We start from the raw sequence: 25,376 nt of genomic DNA on the forward strand, positions 1-25,376 counted from the left end.
AGACTTCCCCGGCCTAAACCGGGGAATCTTTTTCAGGAGGCGATGGCCTCATCGTCGCCCAAATCCATCTGGCGATTCGACGGCTGGACAAAGTACGCTTTGTCTTCCCAACGCAGGCACGTTAAAACTCCACCCCAGCAGCAACCGGTATCCAGCCCGTAAATCCCTTCTGGTGTCCCTTCACCTTCCAGCGATGCCCAGTGACCAAAGACAATGCTGTACTCTTGTGATACTGGCCCAGGAATGGAGAACCAGGGTTTAAGCGGCGCAGGGGCATGCGCAGGAATATCTTTGCAGTACATGTCGAGCTGCCCGTTCGGGAAGCAATAGCGCATACGCGTCAATGCATTGGTGATAAAACGCAGACGCGCAAGGCCGCTCAGCTCCGGGCTCCAGTGATTCGGCAGATCGCCGTACATGGCGTCAAGAAACAGCGGGTAAGAGTCGCTCGACAGCACGGCTTCGATGTCGTGCGCACAGTGTCGGGCGGTATCCAGATCCCATTGCGGCGTGATGCCGGCATGCGCCATTACCAGTTTTTTCTCGCCGTCGATTTGCAATAACGGCTGGCGACGCAGCCAGTTAATCAGCTCGTCGGCATCTGGCGCTTCCAGCAGCGGAGTCAGCCGATCTTTTGGCTTATTCCGGCTGATGCCGGCAAAAACCGCCAGCAGATGAAGGTCATGGTTCCCCAGAACGAGACGTACGCTATCGCCAAGAGATTTGACGAAACGCAGCACTTCCAGCGAACCCGGCCCACGAGCGACCAGATCGCCTGTCAGCCATAACGTGTCTTTGCCGGGCGTGAAATCGACCTGCTTTAACAATGCGATCAGTTCATCATAGCAACCATGAACGTCGCCAATAAGATATGTAGACATTGTATTAATGGATCAGTGTTGGAACGGCGAGTCGGAAGACCGGGATGGCGATGCGGAAAGGTTCACCCTGCGCATCGATCATCTCGTAGTGGCCTTGCATGGTGCCCAGCGGCGTTTCGATAACCGCACCGCTGGTATATTGATATTCGCCGCCGGGCTCGATGTGTGGCTGGACGCCTACCACACCTTCGCCCTGAACTTCTGTTTCGCGGCCATTGCCATTAGTGATCAGCCAGTAGCGTTTGAGCAACTGGACAGGGGTTCGCCCCAGGTTCCGAATAGTAATGGTGTAAGCAAAAACATAACGTTCATCGTCGGGAGCGGACTGAGACTCAATGTAGACGCTTTGCACCTGGATACAAACTCGGGGCGAATTGATCATAACTTAGCACTCCTTTGGCGGCGCATTGTCAGTCAGGTAGTTAGCTAACTGGCAATATTGTGCAACAGAGATATTTTCTGCACGCATCGCCGGATCAATACCCAGCGACGTCAGCACCTCAACGGTAAAGACATTGCCGAGGCTGTTGCGGATGGTCTTGCGACGTTGGTTAAACGCTTCCGTCGTGATGCGGCTCAGTACACGAATATCCTTCACCGGGTACGGTGAGGTCGCATGCGGCACCAGGCGAACAACCGCAGAATCCACTTTTGGCGGCGGCGCAAATGCAGTTGGCGGCACTTCCAGTACCGGTATGACCTGACAGTAATATTGTGCCATGACGCTCAAGCGACCATACGCCTTACTGTTTGGCCCTGCAACCAGGCGATTCACCACCTCTTTCTGCAACATAAAATGCATGTCAGCAATGGCATCAGTATAGCTAAACAGATGGAACATCAGCGGCGTCGAGATGTTATACGGCAGGTTGCCGAAGACACGCAGCGGCTGGCCTAACGTCTGAGAAAGTTCGCCGAAATTCATCGTCATCGCATCTTGCTGATAGATAGTCAGTTTCGGTGCGAGGAAAGGATGCGTTTGCAGGCGTGCGGCCAGATCGCGGTCAAGCTCGATGACCGTCATTTTATCCAGACGTTCGCCAACCGGCTCGGTCAGCGCGCCAAGCCCGGGGCCGATTTCTACCATGGCCTGGTCTTTTTGCGGATTGATCGCCGAAACGATGCTGTCGATCACGAACTGGTCGTGGAGAAAGTTTTGCCCGAAGCGTTTGCGGGCTAAGTGGCCCTGATGGACGCGATTATTCATTGAGTATTAACAATCATTTTGATGGCGAGATTAAGCGCCGTAATAAAACTGCCGACATCTGCCGTGCCCTGGCCCGCCAGTTCAAGCGCGGTACCGTGATCGACAGATGTACGAATAAAAGGTAAACCGAGGGTGATATTCACGCCACGGCCAAATCCCTGGTATTTTAGCACGGGCAGACCCTGATCGTGGTACATCGCCAGCACGGCGTCGGCATTATCAAGGTATTTGGGCTGAAACAGCGTGTCGGCAGGCAGTGGACCGCTCAAATGCATCCCTTGCGCGCGCAACGCATCCAGCACCGGAATGATCGTGTCGATCTCTTCCGTCCCCATATGGCCGCCTTCACCCGCGTGCGGGTTAAGACCACAAACCAGAATGTGCGGCTGCGGAATGCCAAACTTCTGCTGCAAATCCGCGTGCAGAATGCCGATCACTTCGTGCAGCAGCGCCGGTGTAATGGCATCGGCTACGGCTTTGAGCGGCAAATGCGTGGTGGCCAGCGCCACGCGCAGCGCTTCAGTAGCCAGCATCATCACGACTTTGGTCGCCTGCGAACGCTCTTCAAAGAACTCGGTATGCCCGGTAAAGGGGGTACCCGCATCGTTGATAACGCCTTTATGCACCGGTCCTGTAATTAGCGCTGCAAACTCGCCGTTCAGGCAGCCGTCGCAAGCACGGGCAAGCGTATCAACAACGTAAGGACCATTGAGCGTATTCAGCATGCCCGGCGTTGCCGGGGTGCGCAGAGGAACAGGTAACAGTGTCAGTGTACCGGCCTGTTGTGCCACTGCTGGCGTGCCGGGAACGTACTCCCGCAGCGCCAGTGGCAGACCGAGCAGCGCAGCCCGGTCTGTTAATAGCGTCGCATCTGCACAGATAACCAGTTCAACCGGCCAGTCGCGCTGGGCGAGTTGCACCACTAAATCCGGGCCAATCCCGGCAGGTTCGCCGGGAGTGATAATGACACGCGCTGTCTTCATTTAGTTGCTCAGAATTTTGACGTAAGCGCTGGCGCGCTGTTCCTGCATCCAGGTTGCCGCTTCTTCAGAGAACTTACGGTTCATCAGCATGCGGTAAGCTCTGTCTTTCTGGGCAGCATCGGTCTTATCGACGTTGCGGCTATCCAGCATCTCGATCAGATGCCAGCCGAAGGAGGAGTGTACCGGGCCGCTCATCTGACCGCGTTTCAGTTTCATCAGTGCATCGCGGAAAGCCGGATCGTAAATATCCGCCGCCGCCCAGCCCAGATCGCCGCCCTGGTTGGCAGAGCCTGGATCCTGTGAGAACTCTTTCGCTGCGTTAGCAAAAGTGGTTTTGCCACTCTTGATGTCGGCTGCGATCTGTTCCAGTTTTACCCGCGCCTGATCGTCGCTCATGATCGGCGACGGCTTCAGCAGGATATGCCGCGCATGTACTTCGGTGACGGAAATGCTCTGACTCTGGCCGCGCAGATCGTTCACTTTCAGAATATGGAAACCTACACCAGAACGGATTGGCCCAATGACGTCGCCTTTTTTCGCGGTGCTGAGTGCCTGAGCAAAAATGCTCGGCAGTTCCTGAATTCGACCCCAACCCATTTGACCGCCTTTCAGCGCTTGCTGGTCGGCAGAATAGGTGATGGCCAGTTTACCGAAGTCGTTGCCGTTACGGGCCTGTTCAACGATTGAACGCGCCTGGCTTTCCGCTTCGTTAACCTGATCGGAGGTCGGGTTTTCCGGCAATGGGATCAGAATGTGGCTCAGATTCAGCTCGGTGCTGGCATCGTTCTGGTTCCCAACCTGCTTAGCCAGCGTTTCGACTTCCTGCGGCAGCACGGTCACGCGACGGCGTACTTCGCTGTTGCGGACTTCAGAAATGATCATTTCTTTGCGGATCTGGTTACGGTAAGTGCTGAAATTCACCCCGTCGTAAGCCAGGCGGCTACGCATTTGGTCCATCGTCATATTGTTTTGTTTAGCAATATCCGCGATGGCGGCATCAAGCTGTTCGTCGGTCACTTTGACGCCCATTTTGGTGCCCATTTGCAGGATGATTTGATCCATGATCAGACGTTCAAGGATCTGATGGCGCAGCGTGGCGTCATCCGGCAACTGCTGGCCCGCCTGGCCTGCGTTTGCCTTCACGGATTGCATCAAACTATCAACGTCACTTTCAAGCACGACGCCGTTGTTCACGACGGCGGCGACTTTATCGACAACCTGAGGCGCTGCAAAACTGGTATTCGCAACCATAGCGATACCGAGGAGCAGCGTTTTCCAGTTCTTCATACCTTTTCCATTTCAATTAACCGCAATGCGGATTACGTTGCAAATCAAACAGATCACATTGAACTACGGTACGGCAGAATGTTCGAACGCAGCATTTGTTGCGTGCCCAAACCGTAGTTGGAACTCAGACCGCGCAGTTCAATGTTGAAACCGATGGCGTTGTCATACTTGCTTTGGTCATTTTGCCAGCCGTTAATTTTGCGCTCATAGCCCACGCGAATTGCATAACAGCAGGAGTTGTACTGCAAACCTAACATCTGGTCGGCAGGTTTGTGAGTATTGGTATCGAAGTAGTAAGCACCGACAACAGACCAGCGATCAACGATCGGCCAACTCGCCACTGCACCCACTTGCGAAATACCGTCTTTATATTGCGCAACGCTGGCATAGCTTGGCAGCGTTGCCTGGATATATTCCGGACTGGCGTAACGATAACTCAGTTGCACCATACGGTCTTCATCACGGCGGTATTCGAGCGATGAACTGCTGTTCGCAATGCTGTTCAGACGCGTGTCGTACTGAACCCCGCCGCGCAGACCCCAGCGATCGGAGATACGCCAGTAGGTATCTCCAGCCCATACCAGCGGGCCCGTTTTGTTGTCTTTCTCCCAGTTAATGTTGTCATCACCGGTACGTGACTCGGTGAAATAGTAGATTTGACCAACAGAAACGTTAAAACGTTCAACTGCCGCATCATCATAAATACGGGTTGTGACGCCGGTAGTGACCTGGTTCGCGGAGGCAATACGGTCGAGACCCCCGTAGGTGCGGTCGCGGAACAGACCGCTATAGTCTGATTGCAGCAGGGTGGAGTCGTAGTTGTTGATATGACTCTGGTCGCGATACGGCACGTACAGGTACTGCGCGCGCGGCTCCAGCGTCTGAGTGTAACCCTCCGCCCAGTTCATATCCCGTTCGAACACCAGTTTGCCGTCCATTTTGAACTGCGGCATTACACGGTTAACGGAGTCTTTGAGTCGGTTTGCTGACTCCAGCGTGGTGAGATTTGAGCTGCTCGCACTATTGTTGTACTGCTGCTGCGCGTAGGAACGATAGTTATCAAGATTGCTCTGCTGGTAGTGTGTCGCCAGCAATTTAACCTCGGTATTCAGGCTGCTCCACTCATTGGACACCGGCAGGCTCAGCGTCGGTTCCAGGTGGACACGCGTCGCTTCCGGGTTGTTAGAGCTTGTGCTGACGAAGTTAACTGCCTGGCCATAAATGTGCGCGTCAAACGGCCCCAAATCATTGTGGTACCAGTTCACATCCAGTTGCGGCTCTGCCGAATAGGAGTTGCTGTTCTGGCGGTTAAAGACCTGGAACTGTTTGGTAGAGACGGTCGCGTCAAAGTTTTCCACCGCGTAGCCGACGCTAAATTTTTGCGTGGCGTAACCGTCGGTACTGGAACCGTATTTTGACGAGAAGTCATTAAAATAGCTGGCATCGCTGACTTTGGTGTAGTCAACGTTAAAACGCCAAACCTGATCCATTACCCCGGCATGCTGCCAGTAGAACAACCAGCGATGGCGATCGCCTTCTGCCGGGTAGTCACCTGCGTAGACTTTATCAGACGGCAGATAATCAAACTCGACCAGACCTGAACCGGCCTGAGTCAGATAACGGAATTCGTTCTGCCACTGTACCCCGCCACGCTTATGCATGTAATGCGGCGTCAGCGTTGCATCGAAGTTTGGCGCAATGTTCCAGTAGTACGGCAGATAAAATTCGAAGTAGTTCGTTGTGCTGTACTTGGCGTTCGGGATCAAGAAACCGGAGCGGCGTTTATCACCCACTGGCAGCTGCAAATAAGGGCTGTAGAACACTGGCACCGGCCCGAGTTTAAAGCGCGCATTCCAGATTTCGGCAACCTGCTCTTCGCGATCGTGAATCACTTCACTGCCAACCACACTCCAGGTATCTGAACCCGGCAAGCATGAAGTGAATGAGCCGTTTTCCAGAATGGTGTAACGGTTTTGTCCGCGCTGTTTCATCAGGTCAGCGTTACCGCGCCCCTGGCGTCCGACCATCTGGTAATCACCGTTCCAGACGTTGGTGTCTTTAGTATTTAAATTTGCCCAGGCTTTCGGACCTTTCAGGATGACCTGATTGTCGTCATAGTGCACATTACCCAGTGCATCCACTGTGCGAACCGGTTCCGTCTGACCTTCCGCCTGCTTCTGGTGAAGCTGAACTTCATCAGCCTGCAAGCGGCTATTACCCTGATTAATATCAACATTGCCGCTAAAATCGGCATTATCCGGGTAGTTGCCCTTTGCATGATCGGCGTTAATAGTCACCGGTAAGTTGTTGGTATCGCCTTGCACCAGTGGGCGGTTGTAGCTGGGAACGCCAAGCATACATTGCGAGGCGAGATCGGCTGCCATCCCCTGCTGGCTATAGAGAGCAGAGCCAATCATGGTGGCCAGGAGGGTGGGGATACGTTTTTTCATACGTTGTATTTGTTGTTCCGTCATCTGTGGCTTTACGCTGGCAAACGGTCAGAGACTAACTTACTCACCTTTGCAACGCTAGTGTTAATCCTGCCCGCGGTCGAGCCAGGTCAGAGAAGACTGTGCCTGTGCACGGCATAGAATGACGGGTATGATAAAGCAAATTTTAGCCGACGGCATGACGATTTGGGGAGTATATGCAGTATTGGGGAAAAGTGGTTGGTGTAGTCATTGCCCTTTTCGTGGGCGGCGGCTTTTGGGGCGCGATTCTTGGGCTCATTGTCGGGCATATGTTTGATAAAGCGCGCAGCCGTAAAATGGCGTGGTTTGCCAATCAACGTGAACGTCAGTCGCTCTTTTTTGCCACCACTTTTGAAGTGATGGGGCACCTGACCAAATCGAAGGGTCGCGTTACCGAAGCAGACATTCAGGTCGCCAGCCTGTTTATGGACCGGATGAACCTGCACGGCGAGTCGCGGACCGCGGCGCAGCACGCTTTTCGCGTCGGCAAAACGGACAATTATCCGCTTCGCGACAAAATGCGACAGTTCCGCAGCATTTGTTTCGGGCGCTTTGATTTGATTAGGATGTTTCTGGAAATTCAAATCCAGGCGGCTTTTGCCGACGGTACGTTGCATCCCAGTGAACGGCAGGTGCTGTACGTCCTCGCCGAGGAGCTGGGGATCTCACGTCTGCAGTTCGATCAGTTCCTGCGCATGATGCAGGGCGGCGCGCAGTTTGGTGGCGGTTTCCATCAACAGCAGCAACAGCATTCTGGCGGTGGCGCAGGCTGGCAGCAGACGCAGCGTCGGCCGACGCTGGAAGATGCCTGTAATGTGCTGGGCGTTAAAGCGACGGATGACGCCACCACGATTAAGCGAGCGTATCGCAAGTTGATGGGCGAACATCATCCGGACAAGCTGGTAGCAAAAGGGTTGCCGCCAGAAATGATGGAGATGGCGAAACAAAAGGCGCAGGAAATTCAAAAAGCGTACGAATTGATCCGCGAGCAGAAGGGATTCCGCTAAGCAGGATATCCCCCCGCGCTAACGGCGGGGGAACCAGTCAGAAATCAACCGGCGCTCTGAACGTCATGCTGTTGCCGAACGTCGGATGGGTAATGGTCAGCGTTTCGGCATGCAGCAACAAACGCGGTGCCATTGCCAGCGCGGCCGGCGGCGCGTAGAAGCGATCGCCCAGAATCGGGTGCCCCAGCGCCAGCATATGCACGCGCAGTTGATGCGAGCGCCCGGTAATCGGCTTCAGCCGCACGCGCGTCGTGCCATCCTCGTCGTAACTCAACACGTCGTACTCGGTTTGCGCCGTTTTACCGGTTTCGTAACATACTTTCTGCTTCGGGCGATTCGGCCAGTCGCAAATCAGTGGCAAATCCACCAGACCTTCGGCGTTTTCCGGGTGACCCCAGACACGTGCCAGGTACTGCTTTTTCGGCTCACGTTCGCGAAACTGTCGCTTTAATTCTCGCTCCGCTGCTTTCGTCAACGCCACTACAATCACCCCGCTGGTCGCCATATCCAGACGATGCACCGATTCGGCCTGAGGAAAGTCGCGCTGAATGCGCGTCATCACGCTGTCTTTGTGTTCTTCCAGACGCCCCGGCACCGACAACAAGCCGCTGGGCTTGTTGACGACCATAATGTGCTCATCCTGATAAAGAATAACCAGCCAGGGATCCCGTGGCGGATTGTAGGGCTCCATCATCATTGCCAGCTCCGTTACTGATGCGTCACAACGATCAAACGCAGCGCATCCAGTCGCCAGCCTGCCTGCGCCAGGCTATCCATCACCTGCTGGCGGTTGCTTTCAATGGCAGCCAGTTCGTCATCGCGGATGTTCGGGTTGACCGCTTTCAGCGCTTCCAGGCGAGAAAACTCGGCCGATAATTTCTCATCGGCTTCGCTACGTGCGGCATCGATTAATGTGCGCGCGGCGGCTTCGACCTGTGCTTCGCCTTTCTGCAGAATAGTGTGTACCTCCTGCTGAACCGCATTGACCAGTTTACTGGCTGTGTGGCGGTTAACGGCGCTGAGTTGGCGGTTAAAGCTTTCAAACTCGACCTGTGCTGCCAGGTTGGTGCCGTTTTTATCGACCAGCAGGCGAATCGGCGTTGGCGGCAGGAAGCGGTTAAGTTGCAACTGCTTCGGTGCCTGGGCTTCTACCACATAAATCAATTCCAGCAACAGAGTACCGACCGGCAGCGCTTTGTTTTTCAGCAGCGACAGGGTGCTGCTGCCAGTATCGCCGGAGAGGATCAGATCCAGACCGTTGCGGATTAACGGGTGCTCCCAGGTAATAAACTGTGCATCTTCACGGGAGAGTGCGACATCGCGATCAAAGGTGATGGTGCAGCCATCTTCCGGTAACCCCGGGAAGTCGGGTACCAGCATATGATCCGACGGCGTGAGAACAATCATATTTTCGCCACGATCGTCCTGGTTGATACCAATAATATCGAACAGGTTCATGGCGAAGCTGATCAGTGCCGTGTCATCGTCCTGTTCGGCAATGCTGTCGGCCAGCGCCTGTGCTTTCTCGCCACCGTTGGAGTGGATCTCCAGCAGACGATCCCGACCCTGTTCCAACTGGATTTTCAGCGCATCGTGCTGTTCGCGACAGGATTTGATCAGCTCTTCAAAGCCTTCACTGTTTTCCGGCGCGGCCAGATAACCGATCAATGGGTTATGCACGCTGTCATAGATTGTGCGACCCGTCGGGCAGGTGTGCTCAAAAGCATCCAGACCTTCGTGGTACCAGCGCACCAGAACGGACTGGGCGGTTTTCTCTAAATATGGGACGTGGATCTGAATATCGTGTGCCTGGCCAATACGATCCAGACGGCCGATGCGTTGCTCCAGCAGATCCGGGTTGAACGGCAAATCGAACATGACGAGATGGCTGGCGAACTGGAAATTACGGCCTTCAGAGCCGATCTCCGAGCACAACAGCACCTGCGCACCGCTGTCTTCTTCACCAAACCACGCTGCGGCCCGGTCACGCTCAATAATAGACATCCCTTCATGGAACACCGCCGCGCGGATGCCTTCACGCTCGCGCAGAACCTGCTCCAGTTGCAGCGCGGTGGCGGCTTTAGCGCAAATCACCAGCACTTTCTGCGAACGGTGACTGGTCAGGTAACCCATCAGCCACTCAACCCGCGGATCGAAGTTCCACCACGTGCCGCTATCGCCTTCAAATTCCTGATAAATTTGTTCCGGGTAGAGCATGTCGCGCGCGCGTTCTTCCTGACTCTTGCGCGCGCCCATAATGCCGGAAACTTTAATCGCGGTTTGATACTGGGTAGGCAACGGCAATTTCACCGTGTGCAACTCGCGTTTCGGGAAACCTTTCACGCCATTACGTGTGTTGCGGAACAGCACGCGGCTGGTGCCGTGGCGATCCATCAGCATGGCGATCAGCTCCTGGCGGGCCGCGTCGGCATTGTCGCGATCGCTGTTGGCGGTTTGCAGTAATGGCTCGATATCCTGTTCGCCAATCAGATCGCTTAAGGTATTTAGCTCTTCATTACTCAGATGCTTACCTGCCAGCAGCAGCGCAACGGCATCGGCTACCGGGCGGTAGTTTTGTTGCTCTTCCACAAACTGGGCAAAATCATGAAAGCGATTCGGATCCAGCAGGCGCAAACGGGCGAAATGGCTCTCCATCCCCAGTTGCTCCGGCGTGGCGGTCAGCAGCAGAATGCCCGGTACGCGTTCGGCCAGTTGTTCAATGGCCAGATATTCGCGGCTCGCTTCGTTCTCGCTCCACACCAGGTGGTGCGCTTCGTCAACTACCAGCAGATCCCATTCCGCCTCGCACAGGTGCTCCAGCCGCTGTTTATTGCGACGTACGAAGTCGAGTGAGCAAATCACCAGTTGTTCTGTTTCAAACGGGTTGTCCGCATCGTGTTGGGCTTCTGCATAGCGCTCGTCATCAAACAGCGAAAAACGCAGGTTAAAGCGACGCAGCATTTCTACCAGCCACTGGTGTTGCAGGGTTTCCGGTACCACGATCAGAACGCGCTCAGCGGCGCCAGAGAGCAACTGTTGATGCAGGATCATGCCGGCTTCGATGGTTTTACCCAGGCCTACTTCATCGGCCAGCAGAACGCGTGGCGCGTGACGGCGACCAACATCGTGAGCGATATGTAACTGGTGCGGGATCAGGTTGGTGCGCTGACCGCGCAGACCGCTCCACGGCATGCGGTACTGTTCACTTTGGTATTTACGGGCGCGAAAACGCAACGAAAAGCGGTCCATGCGATCCACTTGCCCGGCAAACAGGCGGTCCTGTGGCTTGCTGAACACCAGCTTGCTGTCGAGCAGGACTTCGCGCAGCACGACATTGCTCTCTTGCGTATCCAGGCGAGTCCCGGTGTAGGCAAGCAGGCCATTTTCTTCTTTTACGTCTTCAACCGCGAGCTGCCAGCCTTCATGACTGGTGACCGTATCGCCGGGGTTAAACATCACGCGGGTAACGGGTGAATCGCTGCGTGCGTACAAACGGTTTTCTCCCGTGGCGGGAAACAGCAGCGTAACTGTGCGCGCATCCATTGCGACGACCGTACCAAGTCCGAGTTCGCTTTCCGTGTCGCTAATCCAGCGTTGACCAAGTGTAAAGGGCATAAATGGACTCTATATCTCAAATTTCAGGCAATAGTTCGTCACCGCCTTAGGTTAGGCGGGCATAAATTTGGGGCCAGGAACAGGAAGGGCGCTATGGTACTGGATGACACCTCGTTCGTATATACCCGTCATACTTCAGGTTGCATGCGCGTTGGCTTTGCTACCCGGCTCGTCCATGAGCATCACCCTTCAGGCTGCCGCGAACAGTGTTGAAATCTGCTCCAGCAGACGGGGCGCTCACCCCGTCACTGACTGACATCCGTGACGAGAGGTTCCCTGCAACTCAAATTATTCAGGCTAGCGACGGAATGACGTGGCTTTAAAATAATCCCAGTTGCCCTGTCAGTAGTGTAGCAAAATCATCGTCAATGAAAGGAAGAATTCCGTCGGCGACGGGTTGTAACTGCTTGCTCAGGTAGTGATCGTAATCCAGTGGCGAGTGCTGGTAATCCACCGGCTCCGGGCCGTTGAGCGTCCAGACGTATTTTATGCTGCCGCGATTCTGGTACTGTGCCGGGCGACCACGCTTGCGGTTTTCTTCATCGGCCAGTCTGGCGGCGCGCACGTGTGGGGGCACATTGCGTTCATAATCTGCCAGCGCCCGGCGCAGGCGTTTACGGTAGACCAGCTGTGCATCGAGCTCGCCCGCCATCAGGCTGGCAATCGTTTCGCGCACATAGTCCTCATAAGGCTCGTTACGAAACACGCGCAGGTAAAGCGTCTGCTGAAACTGTTGCGCCAGTGGCGTCCAGTCAGTGCGCACCGTCTCAAGCCCTTTAAACACCATACGCTGGTTGTCGCCTTCCTGAATCAACCCGGCGTAACGCTTTTTGCTACCCTGGTCGGTACCGCGAATGGTGGGCATTAAAAAGCGGCAAAAATGGGTTTCGAACTCCAGCTCCAGCGCGCTCTCCAGCCCCTGTTGCTGTAAATGTGCTGCCCACCATGCGTTGACCTGTTCTACCAGCGCTTTGCCAATTTGCGCGGCTGCTTCTTCGCTGTGCGGCTTTTTAAGCCAGACAAAGGTCGAGTCGGTGTCGCCATAGATCACGTCATAACCTTGCGCTTCGATCAGCGCTTTTGTCTGGCGCATGATCTCATGGCCGCGCATGGTGATCGACGATGCCAGGCGGGGATCGAAAAAGCGGCAAGCGCTGGTGCCGAGCACGCCATAGAACGCGTTCATAATAATTTTCAGCGCCTGCGACAGCGGTTTGTTGCCTTGACGCCTGGCATCATCACGCCCATGCCAGATCTGCCCGACAATGCCCGGCAGACAGTGCTTTTCGCGTGAAAACCAGGCACCAAGAAAACCCTCAGTACTGTGTGCATTATCCGGTTGCGCCATCCCTTCAACCAGGCCTACAGGATCTATCAAAAAAGTGCGGATAATCGAGGGGTACAGGCTTTTATAGTCAAGCACCAGTACCGAGTCGTACAAGCCCGGCCGGGAATCCATGACATAGCCGCCTGGGCTGGCCTGAGGCGGAACATCACCAAGGTTTGGCGCGACGTACCCGGCACGGTGCATGCGGGGGAAATAGAGGTGGCTGAATGCCGCGACCGAGCCGCCGTGCCGGTCAGCCGGCAGGCCGTTAACCGTGGCGCGCTCCAGCAGAAACGGCATGATCTCCGTTTTATGGAAAATGCGCGTCACCAACTCGCAATCTTTCAAATTATACGTGGCGAGCGCCGGTTTATCTTCGGCAAAGCGTCTGTCGATTTCATCCATGCGATCCCACGGATTATCAATGGCTTTACCTTCACCCAGCAGCTCCCGCGAGACAGCTTCCAGCGAGAAAGAGGAGAAGTTCCAGAAGGCGGATTTCAGCGCTTCAATGCCGTCAATAATCAGCCTGCCGGTGGCCTGGGCAAAGAACACGCCGTTTTTAAAACCGTGCTCGCGCCACTCCAGTTCACTGCCGAGACGCCCAAGCGTAAGCGGCACGCGGTAGCGCTCGGCACTCTTTTGCAGAACCCGCAGGTCAAATTGCACCAGATTCCAGCCGATGATCACATCCGGGTCGTGTTCGGCAAACCAGGCGTTTAGCTTTTCTAACAGTTGTGGCCGGCTGGCGACATAGTGGAGATCAAAATCCAGCGCCCGCGCGTCGCCGTTTTCTGGCCCCAGCATATACACGGTGCGCTGACCGCAGCCTTCAAGGCCAATACAGTAAAGTTCGCCGTGACGGCTCGTTTCGATATCCAGTGAAACCCATTTTAGCGGTGGTCGGTAATGGGGGTTGGGTTTGAGACGCGCATTGACCAGCGCAGATCCCTGACGCTCGCCATCGGCCCACACCGGCGCGGTAATAAAGCGTTCCATCAGAAAGCGTTCAGGCGGGCGCACATCGGCTTCGTAGAGGGTAACGCCGTTCTCACGCAGCAGTTTTTCAATGCGCATTAACTGGCGGTGGGCACGGCAGTAGAGGCCATACACGGGTTGACGGCGGAAATCCGCCAGATTCAGAGGGGTTAAACGCCAGTGGTTTTCACTGCGCAGCAACTGTTTGGTTTTTTCCACCTGGGTGGCAGGAATAAATGCCACTGATTCCTGTGGCGGCAGAACAACACGCAACGGACCTTCGTCCGTTGCCAGCCAGAATTCCACCTCGGTGCCAGCGGGGGTATCCCGCCAGTGTCGGGTCAATAAAAAGCCTTCTCGCGCCTGCGCCACAGCGTTCTCTCATTAAACAAAACCAGGCAAGATTATAGCCTGGTTCAGTTTTTTAAGCTGTGGTTTTATACAGTTATTGCCCGTAGTAGGCTTTTGCCCCGTGCTTGCGCAGATAATGTTTATCCAGCAGGGTTTGCTGCATAGCGGGCAGTTGTGGAGTCAGTTGGCGGCAGAAAATGCCCATATAGGCGACTTCCTCGAGCACGATGGCGTTATGCACCGCATCATCCGCATTTTTACCCCATGCGAATGGCCCGTGCGAGTGCACCAGCACACCTGGCATCTGTGCTGCGTCAATGCCTTTTCGTTCAAAGGTTTCAACGATGACATTACCGGTTTCCCACTCATACTCGCCGTTGATCTCCTCGTCGGTCATCTTGCGGGTGCAAGGGATCTCGCCGTAAAAATAGTCGGCATGCGTGGTACCGGTCGCCGGGATCGGCTGACCCGCTTGTGCCCAGATCGTAGCGTGACGCGAATGAGTATGCACAATGCCGCCAATCGTCGGGAAAGCCTGATAAAGCAGGCGGTGGGTCGGGGTATCCGAAGAGGGTTTCTTCGTCCCTTCGACCACTTTGCCGGTGGTGATATCTACCACTACCATGTCGTTGGCGGTCATCACACTGTAATCAACGCCGGACGGTTTGATCACCATCAGGCCTGTTTGCCTGTCTACCGCGCTGACGTTACCCCAGGTCAGCGTCACCAGATTATGTTTGGGCAGCGCCAGGTTAGCTTCCAGCACCTGCCGTTTGAGATCGTCGAGCATACTTCTCTCCTGAACACGTTACCGGATGGCGGCAACGCTCATCCGGCTTACGACGTAACCTGGCCCGGTGAACGTATTGCCACCGGGCGCGGTCGTAACGGTTTAGCGTTTTGAACCGTAATACACTTCGTTCCAGCGCAGCGCATCTTTAAACGCAGGCAGGCGGGTGTCGTTATCAATCACAGTCAGTTCGATGTCATGCAGTTCACTAAACTGGCGCATGTCATCGAGCGTCAGCGCGTGACTGAACACAGTGTGGTGCGCGCCGCCGGCGAGGATCCACGCTTCCGATGCGGTTGGCAGATCCGGCTGCGCTTTCCACAGTGCGTTGGCCACTGGCAGTTTGGGCAGATCATGTGGCGTTTTCACCGCGTCGACGCAGTTCACCAGCAGGCGGAAACGATCCCCCAGATCGATCAGGCTGGCGTTAATTGCCGGGCCGGTCTGCGTGGAGAAGATCAGGCGTGCCGGATCGGCCTTGCCGCCAATGCCGAGGTATTGCACGTCGAGGATCGGTTTCTCTTCAATGGCGATACTCGGGCAGACTTCCAGCATATGGGAGCCGAGCACCAGGTCGTTTCCGTGTTCAAAGTGGTAGGTGTAATCCTCCATAAAGGAGGTGCCTCCATTCAGTCCGCCGGACATCACCTTCATGATGCGCAGCAGTGCTGCAGTCTTCCAGTCACCCTCGCCAGCAAAGCCGTAGCCTTGTTGCATCAGGCGTTGCACCGCCAGGCCCGGCAGTTGTTTCAGGCCATGCAAATCTTCAAACGTAGTGGTAAACGCGTGGAATCCACCCTCTTCAAGGAAACGCTTCATACCCAATTCAATACGCGCGGCGTCGATAACGTTCTGACGTTTGTCGCCGTGAACTTGTGCCGCTGCCGTCAGCCGGTAGCTGCTTTCGTACTCATCCACCAGCGCATTAACATCACCGTCACTGACCGCATTGACCACCTGGACCAGATCGCCCACGCCCCAGGTATTAACCGAGAAACCAAACTTAATCTGGGCAGCGACTTTATCGCCATCGGTCACTGCTACTTCGCGCATATTGTCGCCAAAACGGACCACTTTCAGGTGGCGGGTATCCTGTTTAGAGACAGCCTGACGCATCCAGGCGCCAATACGGGTGTGCGCGTGTTTGTCCTGCCAGTGGCCAGTTACAACGCTATGTTGCAGGCGCATACGTGCGCCAATAAAGCCAAATTCGCGGCCGCCGTGCGCGGTCTGGTTGAGGTTCATAAAGTCCATATCAATGCTGTCCCACGGCAGGGCAGCGTTAAACTGGGTATGAAACTGCAACAGCGGTTTGTTCAGGATACTCAGGCCGTTGATCCACATTTTTGCCGGGGAGAAGGTGTGCAGCCACACCACCATCCCGGCGCATTTGTCGTCATAGTTCGCATCACGACAAATCGCTGTGATTTCGTCCGGCGAGGTGCCCAGTGGTTTCAGCACCAGTTTGCAGGGGAGTTTCGCTTCCGCATTGAGGGCGTTGACCACCTGTTCAGCATGCTTCGTCACCTGCTTCAGCGCTTCAGGGCCATACAGGTGCTGACTGCCAATGACGAACCACACTTCATAATTGTCGAAAATAGTCATGATCTTGTCCTTAATGAGTTAACGCGGCCTGCGAGACTGTCGCGGCGGAAGGGAGATAGTGTTGTTCGGCGCTCTTCGCCCACTGCTGATAGCGGCGATAGAGGCGTTCAAATTGCTGAGCTTGCGGCGAAGGCTGCAGGGTTTTTTCGATGGCGCTGGCCATCTTCTGTTGCGCCGCCGGGATATCCGCATGCACCTGCGCCGCGACGGCGGCAAAAATGGCCGCGCCCAGCGCACAACATTGTTCAGAGGCCACCACCTGCAACGGGCGATTAAGCACGTCACAGCAGGCCTGCATTACGCCGATGTTCTTACGGGCGATACCGCCCAGCGCCATCACGTTGTCGACGGCGATCCCCTGTTCGGTAAAGCACTCCATGATGGCGCGCGCGCCGAAGGCTGTTGCGGCGATCAGCCCACCGAACAACGCTGGCGCGTCCGTCGCCAGGTTGAGGTCGGTGATGACCCCTTTCAGGCGCTGGTTGGCGTTGGGGGTGCGCCGGCCGTTAAACCAGTCGAGCACGACTGGCAGATGTTCCAGCGAGGGATTTTTTACCCAGGCGTCAGTGAGCGCGGGCAGAAGCTGTTTCTGGCTGGCCTGGATTTGCGCTTTCAGTTCCGGGTGTTGTTGCGCCAGTTGTTCCAGCGGCCAGCCGAGGATACGGCCAAACCAGGCATAGATATCGCCAAAGGCGGATTGCCCGGCCTCCAGCCCGATAAAGTCTGGTACCACGCTGCCATCAACCTGGCCGCAAATGCCTTTTACCGCGCGTTGCCCAACGCTTTGTTTGTCGGCAATCAGAATGTCGCAGGTAGAAGTACCAATCACTTTCACCAGCGTGTTGGGCTGTGCGCCAGCGCCCACTGCGCCCATATGGCAGTCAAACGCACCGCCGGAAATCACGACCGACTCGGAAAGACCCAGGCGCTGTGCCCATTCTGCGGTGAGCGTGCCGACCGGAAGATCGGCGGTAAAGGTATCGGTGAACAGCGGCCAGTCGAGATGCTTATTAATGATCGGATCCAGCTCGTCAAAGAAAGAGGCCGGTGGTAAGCCACCCCAGCTTTCATGCCACAGCGATTTATGCCCGGCGCTGCAACGACCACGGCGAATCGCTTGCGGACGGGTGGTCCCGGAAAGCAGGGCCGGAACCCAATCGCACAGCTCGATCCAGGAGACGGCGGCCTGCGCCACGGCGCTGTCGGCTCGGGTGACATGCAGAATTTTGGCCCAGAACCATTCACTGGAATAAATGCCGCCAATATAGCGTGAGTAGTCTGTTTTGCCGGGGGTGTGGCACAGGCGAGTAATCGCTTCCGCTTCTTCGACGGCAGTGTGATCTTTCCATAACACAAACATGGCGTTCGGGTTATCGGCGAATTCCGGGCGCAGGGCCAGTACGCGACCTTCCGCATCAATCGGGGCGGGCGTAGAACCGGTGCTGTCTACGCCGATACCTTTGATCGCCGCCCGTTGCGTTTCACTTAACTGCGTCACGACTGCTTTGAGTGCGGCTTCCATCGACTCAATGTAATCACGCGGATGATGACGAAACTGATTATGTGGGGCGTCGCAATAGCGGCCCTCCTGCCAGCGCGGATACCATTCTACGCTGGTGGCGATCTCCGCCCCGGATGTGCAGTCTACCGCCAGCGCACGTACTGAATCGCTGCCGAAATCGAGGCCAATTGTGATTGCCATGGTGTTGCTCCATAAGAATAACCGTTAGCAAAAACATAGTGACCGATGGCAAAAACCGTCAGGCAGGATCCGCTAATCTTATGGACGAAAATGCTATGGCATGGGAAAGTGTGACGCCGTGCAAAAATTCGATGTGGACATTTCTGCCACCTTTATAGACACTTCCGTTATCCCTTTTTACCCCGACTGAAGGGGGAGGAAAGGCGTAATTGCTTTTATCTGGCGGGATTACACGTTATACGCGTTTGCATCCCCTGTGCGCAGGAGTGGGGGAAGTTGTGTGACCGCCAATATGGACAATTGGTTTCCTTGCTGAGCCTCGGAGTAATGCGTTTATGGCTGAATCACAAAATGATCCACTGCTGCCCGGATACTCATTTAACGCGCATTTGGTCGCGGGTCTGACGCCTATCGAGTCAGAAGGGTATCTCGATTTCTTTATTGACCGCCCGTTGGGAATGAAAGGCTATATCCTCAATCTTACCGTGCGCGGTGAAGGGATTGTCAAAAACCAGGGCAAGCAATTCGTCTGCCGCCCCGGGGATATTTTGCTTTTTCCGCCGGGTGAAATTCACCATTATGGCCGCCACCCGGACGCCACAGAGTGGTATCACCAGTGGGTTTATTTTCGGCCGCGCGCTTACTGGCATGAATGGTTAAGCTGGCCGACGCTATTTGCACAAACGGGATTTTACCGCCCGGATGATGACAATATGGAGCGTTTTCGCGAACTTTTCGCGCAAATTATTGATGCCGGGCAGAGCGCAGGCCGTTATGCGGAACATCTGGCGATAAACCTGTTGGAGCAGCTTCTGTTGCGCAGAATGGAAGCAATCAACGCCTCGCTGCACCCGCCTTTGGATAACCGCGTGCGTGATGCCTGCCAGTACATTAGCGACCACCTGGCGGACAGCCATTTCGATATTGCGGGCGTAGCCCAGCATGTCTGTTTGTCGCCGTCGCGGTTGTCGCACCTGTTTCGCCAGCAGTTGGGGGTGAGCGTGTTGAGCTGGCGCGAGGATCAGCGCATCAGTCAGGCCAAATTACTGCTCAGCACCACGCGTATGCCGATTGCCAGCGTGGGCCGCAATGTCGGTTTTGATGATCAACTCTACTTCTCGCGGGTGTTTAAAAAATGCACGGGCGCCAGCCCGAGTGAATTCCGTGCCGGATGTGAATGATTCGTAAAGTTTGGCAATAAACGGTTCTGAAAAGTGACATAACTCGTAAAAATTTCAGATAATTGAAAGCTTGACGCTCGCGGATACCCTCTGGAGAATCCAGCCTTCATTCTGAACAGGACAGGTTATGGAATCACTGCTGGAACACTTTATTACCCAATCCGCCGCCTATTCGCTGGCGGCGATTGCGCTGGTAGCCTTCTTTGAATCGCTGGCGCTGGTTGGGTTGATCCTGCCCGGAACGGTGATGATGGCAGCGCTGGGGGCGCTAATTGGCAGCGGCGAAGTCAATTTCTGGCATGCGTGGCTGGCGGGAATAGTGGGATGCCTGCTGGGCGACTGGATCTCATTCTGGCTTGGCTGGCGCTTTAAAGGTCCGCTGCATCGCTGGTCGTTTATGAAAAAGAACAAAGCGCTGCTCAACAAAACCGAACATGCGCTGCACCAGCACAGCGTGTTTACCATTCTTGTTGGGCGCTTTGTTGGCCCGACGCGTCCGCTAATTCCGATGGTGGCCGGTATGCTGGATCTGCCGATCCGTAAGTTCCTGCCGCCGAATATTATCGGCTGCCTGTTATGGCCACCCTTCTACTTTCTGCCCGGTATTCTTGCCGGTGCGGCAATTGACATTCCGCCGGATATGCAAAGCGGCAATTTCAAATGGTTGCTGCTACTGACGGCGTTGTTGTTGTGGCTGGGCGGCTGGTTATGCTGGCGCTTATGGCGCTCCGGCAAAGCGGGCGTCGATCGTCTGGCGCGTTATTTGCCGCGGCAGCGGCTGATCTGGCTGGCGCCAGTAACGTTAATCGCAGGCGTGGCAGCGGCAGCCTTGCTGTCGAAACACCCACTGATGCCGATGTATCTCAACATTCTGGCGGATGTTATACGCGGTCACTGACCGCGAATACCCAACAATCCTGATGCCGCCGATTTGCCGCTCAACAAATCGGCGGTGCGACCATCCCAGGCGATACGTCCATCTGCAATGACCAGCGAACGATCGGCAATGTGCGCAGCGTCTTCAATGCTGTGTGACACCATCAAGAGCGTGAGTTGCTGGTGGCGGCACACCTCCCGCACCAGGCTCAGCATTTCCTGACGTAGCGCCGGATCGAGCGCCGAAAAGGGTTCATCCAGTAGCAGTACCGGTTGTTCCCGGACCAGGCAGCGGGCCAGTGCAACACGCTGGCGCTGGCCGCCGGAGAGCTGATCTGGCAGACGTTGCAGTAATGTTTCCAGCCCCATCGTTTCCGCAATTCGCTGCAGCTTGCTTTGCTGGTCGGCATGCAGTTTTAGCCCCGGATGCAGCCCCAGTGCGATGTTCTGGTACACGGTGAGGTGGGTAAACAGGTTGTTTTCCTGAAACAGCATTGAGACCGGGCGCTGAGATGGGGGCGTCCGTGTATGGTCTGTTCCTGCTATCAGCAGCGTGCCGCTTGCTGGGGTGAGGAAGCCGGCAATCAGGTTCAGGAGTGTGCTTTTGCCTGCCCCGCTGGGGCCGAGAACAGCAATCTGCTCTCCGCGTTGAACCGAGAGAGAGAAACGCATTGGCAGGTGCTGATAAAGCCAGGTGACATCAGTCAGTCTTAGCATGGCGGCCCGGAAGTTTGTCTATCAATGTGAATAATAAAAAGCACAGCAGCAGCAGGATCAATGCGGTAACAGCCCCGTCCTGGCTGCGATAAGAGCCGATTTGTTGATACAAATAAAACGGCAATGTGCGGAAATCGTCATTGCCAAAGAGCGCCACAATACCAAAATCCCCGATTGAAAGAACGCAGGCAAAGGCCAGCGCCTGCGCCAGCGGGCGTTTCAGGGCGCGTAATTCCACTACCCGCAGCCGCTGCCAGCCCTGCATGCCCAGCGACTGGCACAGCAAATTGTAGCGTGCAGCCACGTCGCGCATCGGGTTTTCCAGTACTTTCAAAGCATAAGGGATGGCCATCAATGCATTGGTGAAGATGACGATGCCATCGGCGGAAGCAGGCAAACCCACACTGTCGTTCAGTAACAGGAAGAAACCGGTAGCCAGCACAATGCCTGGCATTGCCAGAATCAGCATGCCGCTCAGATCCAGCGCCTGACCGGCCAGATTTTGCTGGCGGGCGCGTAGTTCACGGCTACTCCACAGCAGCATCATTGTGAGTACCACACACAGCAACCCGGCGGCCAGCGCAATGCGCAGTGAGGTGCCAATAGCCTGCCATAGAATAGGTTCTGCCAGAACTTTCAGCATGCTCATATTGATCCCGTCAATGATCACCGCCAACAAGGGCGGCAGCAGCAGCAACAGTGCCAGGCCAATCAGTATGCTGTCGGCAATTCTGCTGAACAGACGGTCCTGCGGATTGCGCCAGCCCTGAATCTGATGGCTACCCACGGCTATCGCTTTGCTCAACCGTTGGCTCAGCAATACCAGTGCAAGGCAGCACACCATCTGGATCAGCGCCAGCATGGCAGCACGTGCGGGATCGAAATCGAAGCTTAGCGCCTGGTAGATAGCCAGTTCAATGGTAGTGGCTTGCGGCCCGCCGCCAAGCGACAGGACGGTAGCGAAACTGGCGAAACAGAGCATAAAAATCAGCGCCGCGACAGGGAGGAGCTGGCGACGTAGCCACGGCCACTCAACAAAGCGAAAGAATGACCAGCCGTTCATGCCCAGCTGCGCTGCCAGCTGGCGCTGCTCGCCGGGGATCAGCTCCAGCGATTGCAAAAATAAACGCGACGCCATTGGCAGGTTAAAAAAGACATGGGCCAGCAAAATACCCTGTAATCCATAGGGCGAAAATGTCCACTCGTGTCCTGAGAGTTGCCAGAGGCTGGCCAGCCACCCCTGGCGCCCATAAACACTAAGAATGCCAAATACTGCGACCAGCACCGGCAGGATAAGCGTCATTGCGCACAGGCGTAACAGTGCGAGACGGCCAGGGAAGCGGCGTCTGTAGAGGGCGCGGGCAAGAAAAATGGCCGGAACCACGGAGAGCAGGGCGGAGAGAAATGCCTGCCAGAAAGAGAACCGCACCACGTGCCACAAGTAGCTGTCCTGCCAGAACGCCGACAACGCGGTGGTGGGGGCGTTTTGCCATAGTGCCAGGAAAGCGGCCAGCGCCACCGCCACCATCACAATGGCGGCGGTGAGGCCAGGTATCAGCCAGCCGGCAATCAGCGGCTGACGGCGCGTTGCCATGCGCTAATCCAGCCCGCGCGCTGTGCGGCAACATCTTGCGGGCTATATTCGAGTGACGTCTGCGGTTTTGTCAGCGTCTCAAAACCGGCAGGCAGGGTGACATCGCTGACAGGGTACATCCAGTTGCCAGTCGGGATAGCATTCTGGAAAGCAGGGGAAACCATAAATTTCAGGAACTTCTCCGCAAGTTCCGGCTGTTTACTGGCGGCAGTGCGGGCGGCCACTTCCACTTGCAAATAGTGCCCTTCGCTGAAATTGGCTGCCGCGTAGCGATCTTTTTTCTCTTCGATCAGATGGTAAGCCGGTGAGGTGGTGTAGCTTAGCACCAGATCGCTCTCGCCTTTCAGGAACAGCCCATAAGCTTCGCTCCAGCCTTTGGTGACGGTCACCGTTTTTGCTGCCAGTTTTTGCCAGGCTTCCGGGGCTTTGTCGCCATAGACTTTTTGCATCCACAGCAGCAGACCCAGGCCTGGCGTACTGGTGCGCGGATCTTCATAGATGACACGCCATTTTTGGTCGCTCTCTACCAGTTCTTTCAGGCTTTTCGGCGGGTTTTTCAGCTTGTTTTTATCGTAGACAAAGGCGAACCAGCCATAGTCGAACGGAACGAACGTCTCGTTTTTCCAGCCGCCGGGAATGCTGACGGCATCGGTGGGGACGCCGCTTTTGGCGAACAGGTTAGTCTGCGTTGCGGCTTCAAGCAGGTTATTATCCAGTCCCAGTACCACGTCTGCTTTACTTTTTTTCCCTTCCATACGCAGACGATTAAGCAGTGAGACGCCATCTTCCAGCGCGACGAATTTCAGTTCGCAGTCACAGTCGGCTTCAAAGGCTTTTTTCACCGCAGGGCCCGGGCCCCAGTCGGCGGAAAACGAGTCGTAGGTGTAAACGGTCAATACAGGTTTGGCAAAAGCAGGCGCTGCAATCAGCAGCAGGAATGGCAGACATTTTTTTAACACTTTGCACCTCAATATGGGTGGCAAAGGATTTTGAGTCATAGCCTCAAATCCCTTCGCCGGCGTTATCCGGATCAGGTTCGACGGGTATTTTCTCAGCACACGCTCTTCGCGCAGCACCCCGTTGAGAACGCCGCTATTGTAATGATTTGGTAAACAATGGGAAAGCGTTATGGGTCCGGTGGCGCGAACCAGGCAGATTTAAAGTCAAACCAGCCCAGTGTGTTCATACGCAGCCCGCGCATAGAACGTTGCCCCTGAATCATCAGCCAGTGGTGAATAAGCGGCACCATCGCTTTGCTGGCAAGCAACTCTTGCGACCAGAGGGCGAGGTTCATGTCGCCGGTACGCCATTGTGCGGCATCGGCTTGCCAGTCGCGCATAATACAGTGCTGCAGCAGGGGGACTTCATACAGGTTGGCGAACACGGAAAAATCCAGCGGTAACGTAAAGTTGGCGCTGTTAAGCCAGATATCGCTCACGGCTTCACCCCGATACCACTCCTCGTACTCCACTTCCTGTACGATCAGTTTTACCCCATGTTCTGCTAATAAGGTGCTCATGGTGCGGGAGAGTGCTTCGTGCTCGTTATGTTCACGGTAGAACGTGAGCGTCAGGGTTTCCAGACCGGCAGGTTTTTCGCCGCTGCCGGGGCGGGCATGGTGCCAGCGTGGCAGCAGACCATAAGCCGGGAACCAGTAGCGCTGATATTGCTCATTGGCATGCCAGAGCAGGTTAGTGGGTGAGAGCACCTGGCTGACCCATTCTCTGACCGCCGGGTTAGCGCCACGGCTGGAGCGGGCGTCGAACAGCAGATAATAGCATCCCTCTTCGAGACGGCTCTCAACGGCTTTTTCGCCGTCGGTTGGCCCTTCGAGCGTCAGGCCGCTGGTCGGTTCATCGGCGAGATCCGGCAACACCCACACGTTAACTTCGTCGATCAGAGCGCGAAAACCGAAGTAATCATCAAAGGCATGGATTTTAAGCTGATTATGGGTATTGCGGGTGACCGCATAGGGGCCGGTGCCAATCGGCTGGCTGGCAAAGTTGGCCATCGTATTCCACTCGCGAGGCAAAATCATTGCCGGAATGTAACCCATCAGCCATGGCAGCCAGCGATCCGGTTGTGTCAGGTGAATATCCAGCGTCCATGGGGTTGGCGAGAGGATCTCGCTGATATGCGAATAAAGCGGTAACGCCGTTGCACGTTGCAGGGAAGCGATAACATCGCTCATTTCCAGTTCGCGGCCATGATGGAAATGAATGCCAGGGCGTAAATAAAAACGCCAGTGTAACGGGGAAATCGCCTTCCAGTGGTGGGCAATATCCGCTTCCAGTTCCCCATTTTCCTCATTTATTCGCGTTAGCGCGCTAAAAATTTGCCGTGCCATATGGGTTTCGGAACGCCGGAGCGCGGTGCCTGGTAGCAGGTTACGCAGCGGGCGATAATAGAGCACGCGCAGGATATGCCGACCGCTGCGAAAGCTTCTGCCCAAATGCGAAACCAGCATTTGTCGCACAGCGCTTTTGTCACCGACCAGTTGAACCAGTTGATCGATACGATCCTGCTCCAGCAGATCTTCAGCGCGCTGCTGCTGGAGCGCAAGGCCGGTATAAAGGAAGGTCAGGCGCGAGCGTTTCCCGCGCCCAGCTTCAGCGTCCCATGTTAGCCAGCCGCGCTGCTGCATGGTGTTCAGGAGCGTGCGCATATGGCGGCGTGAGCAACTGAGCAACTCTGCCAGCTCATTGAGCGTGGTTTCCTGGGATTTGCCATCGCAGCATTGCCACAGACGGATGAACTGTTGTTGCAGGCGACCAGACGACATAAAAGAGGAACTCCTGGCGAAA

General features: G+C 55.6%; 19 protein-coding genes and 1 riboswitch. Of the genes, 3 read left to right on the plus strand and 16 right to left on the minus strand.

The genetic code is table 11. From position 1 onward, the window contains the following. Window positions 1-32 precede the first annotated feature (32 nt). The 6 genes from apaH to lptD are packed head-to-tail and all read right to left on the minus strand — an operon-like array spanning window position 33 to window position 6,808. Window positions 33-881, minus strand: coding sequence for a bis(5'-nucleosyl)-tetraphosphatase (symmetrical) ApaH (gene apaH / locus RTX30_RS04395; RefSeq protein ID WP_312687202.1), 849 nt, complete (start codon window positions 879-881; stop codon window positions 33-35). 4 nt (window positions 882-885) lie between these two features. Further along, window positions 886-1,263 (minus strand): Co2+/Mg2+ efflux protein ApaG, encoded by a 378-nt coding sequence (apaG, locus tag RTX30_RS04400; protein WP_312687204.1) that lies wholly within the window; start codon window positions 1,261-1,263, stop codon window positions 886-888. Window positions 1,264-1,266: 3 nt separating this feature from the next. Then, the gene (gene rsmA / locus RTX30_RS04405) at window positions 1,267-2,088 is read right to left on the minus strand and encodes a 16S rRNA (adenine(1518)-N(6)/adenine(1519)-N(6))-dimethyltransferase RsmA (RefSeq protein WP_312687206.1); all 822 of its coding nucleotides are present in this window, start codon (window positions 2,086-2,088) and stop codon (window positions 1,267-1,269) included. Continuing rightward, the gene (gene pdxA, locus RTX30_RS04410; RefSeq protein ID WP_312687208.1) at window positions 2,085-3,071 is read right to left on the minus strand and encodes a 4-hydroxythreonine-4-phosphate dehydrogenase PdxA; all 987 of its coding nucleotides are present in this window, start codon (window positions 3,069-3,071) and stop codon (window positions 2,085-2,087) included. The genes rsmA and pdxA overlap by 4 nt, the downstream gene beginning before the upstream one ends. Further along, complete coding sequence (gene surA, locus RTX30_RS04415) at window positions 3,072-4,358, minus strand: peptidylprolyl isomerase SurA (RefSeq protein WP_312687210.1); 1,287 nt, start codon at window positions 4,356-4,358, stop codon at window positions 3,072-3,074. A gap of 53 nt (window positions 4,359-4,411) precedes the next feature. Continuing rightward, a complete protein-coding gene (gene lptD, locus RTX30_RS04420) occupies window positions 4,412-6,808 on the minus strand; it encodes an LPS assembly protein LptD (protein ID WP_312687212.1) in 2,397 nt (798 codons plus the stop codon). A 197-nt stretch (window positions 6,809-7,005) separates the two neighbouring features. Between lptD and djlA the strand changes: the two genes are divergently transcribed. Beyond that, window positions 7,006-7,836 (plus strand): co-chaperone DjlA, encoded by an 831-nt coding sequence (gene djlA / locus RTX30_RS04425; RefSeq protein ID WP_312687214.1) that lies wholly within the window; start codon window positions 7,006-7,008, stop codon window positions 7,834-7,836. Window positions 7,837-7,873: 37 nt separating this feature from the next. On the opposite strand, the gene rluA is transcribed toward djlA, so the two are convergent. The 6 genes from rluA to araB form a co-directional block, all read right to left on the minus strand. Next, a complete protein-coding gene (rluA, locus tag RTX30_RS04430) occupies window positions 7,874-8,533 on the minus strand; it encodes a bifunctional tRNA pseudouridine(32) synthase/23S rRNA pseudouridine(746) synthase RluA (protein ID WP_312687216.1) in 660 nt (219 codons plus the stop codon). A gap of 11 nt (window positions 8,534-8,544) precedes the next feature. Beyond that, window positions 8,545-11,451, minus strand: coding sequence for an RNA polymerase-associated protein RapA (rapA, locus tag RTX30_RS04435; RefSeq protein ID WP_312687218.1), 2,907 nt, complete (start codon window positions 11,449-11,451; stop codon window positions 8,545-8,547). A gap of 319 nt (window positions 11,452-11,770) precedes the next feature. Next, a complete protein-coding gene (gene polB / locus RTX30_RS04440; protein ID WP_312687220.1) occupies window positions 11,771-14,128 on the minus strand; it encodes a DNA polymerase II in 2,358 nt (785 codons plus the stop codon). Window positions 14,129-14,201: 73 nt separating this feature from the next. Next, window positions 14,202-14,897 carry an L-ribulose-5-phosphate 4-epimerase gene (gene araD / locus RTX30_RS04445; RefSeq protein WP_312687222.1) on the minus strand — a complete coding sequence of 232 codons (696 nt, stop codon included), beginning with the start codon at window positions 14,895-14,897 and terminating at the stop codon, window positions 14,202-14,204. A 102-nt stretch (window positions 14,898-14,999) separates the two neighbouring features. Continuing rightward, the gene (gene araA / locus RTX30_RS04450; protein ID WP_312687224.1) at window positions 15,000-16,502 is read right to left on the minus strand and encodes an L-arabinose isomerase; all 1,503 of its coding nucleotides are present in this window, start codon (window positions 16,500-16,502) and stop codon (window positions 15,000-15,002) included. Window positions 16,503-16,512: 10 nt separating this feature from the next. Beyond that, window positions 16,513-18,204 (minus strand): ribulokinase, encoded by a 1,692-nt coding sequence (gene araB, locus RTX30_RS04455; protein WP_312687226.1) that lies wholly within the window; start codon window positions 18,202-18,204, stop codon window positions 16,513-16,515. Between the two features lie 335 nt (window positions 18,205-18,539). Between araB and araC the strand changes: the two genes are divergently transcribed. Further along, complete coding sequence (araC, locus tag RTX30_RS04460; RefSeq protein WP_312687228.1) at window positions 18,540-19,385, plus strand: arabinose operon transcriptional regulator AraC; 846 nt, start codon at window positions 18,540-18,542, stop codon at window positions 19,383-19,385. Between the two features lie 127 nt (window positions 19,386-19,512). Continuing rightward, complete coding sequence (locus RTX30_RS04465; protein ID WP_312687229.1) at window positions 19,513-20,283, plus strand: DedA family protein; 771 nt, start codon at window positions 19,513-19,515, stop codon at window positions 20,281-20,283. On the opposite strand, the gene thiQ is transcribed toward RTX30_RS04465, so the two are convergent. The 4 genes from thiQ to sgrR form a co-directional block, all read right to left on the minus strand. Continuing rightward, entirely contained in the window at window positions 20,277-20,978 is a 702-nt protein-coding gene (thiQ, locus tag RTX30_RS04470; protein ID WP_312687231.1) for a thiamine ABC transporter ATP-binding protein ThiQ, read from the minus strand. The genes RTX30_RS04465 and thiQ overlap by 7 nt on opposite strands. After that, entirely contained in the window at window positions 20,962-22,572 is a 1,611-nt protein-coding gene (gene thiP, locus RTX30_RS04475; protein WP_312687233.1) for a thiamine/thiamine pyrophosphate ABC transporter permease ThiP, read from the minus strand. The genes thiQ and thiP overlap by 17 nt, the downstream gene beginning before the upstream one ends. Beyond that, window positions 22,548-23,531 carry a thiamine ABC transporter substrate binding subunit gene (thiB, locus tag RTX30_RS04480; RefSeq protein ID WP_312687235.1) on the minus strand — a complete coding sequence of 328 codons (984 nt, stop codon included), beginning with the start codon at window positions 23,529-23,531 and terminating at the stop codon, window positions 22,548-22,550. The genes thiP and thiB overlap by 25 nt, the downstream gene beginning before the upstream one ends. A 30-nt stretch (window positions 23,532-23,561) precedes the next feature. Continuing rightward, a riboswitch (TPP riboswitch) is annotated at window positions 23,562-23,662 on the minus strand. Between the two features lie 36 nt (window positions 23,663-23,698). Next, window positions 23,699-25,354 carry an HTH-type transcriptional regulator SgrR gene (gene sgrR / locus RTX30_RS04485; RefSeq protein ID WP_312687237.1) on the minus strand — a complete coding sequence of 552 codons (1,656 nt, stop codon included), beginning with the start codon at window positions 25,352-25,354 and terminating at the stop codon, window positions 23,699-23,701. Window positions 25,355-25,376 lie beyond the last annotated feature (22 nt).

The organism is Kosakonia sp. (assembly GCF_032052965.1).
In the GTDB taxonomy this organism is placed as follows: Bacteria; Pseudomonadota; Gammaproteobacteria; order Enterobacterales; family Enterobacteriaceae; genus Kosakonia.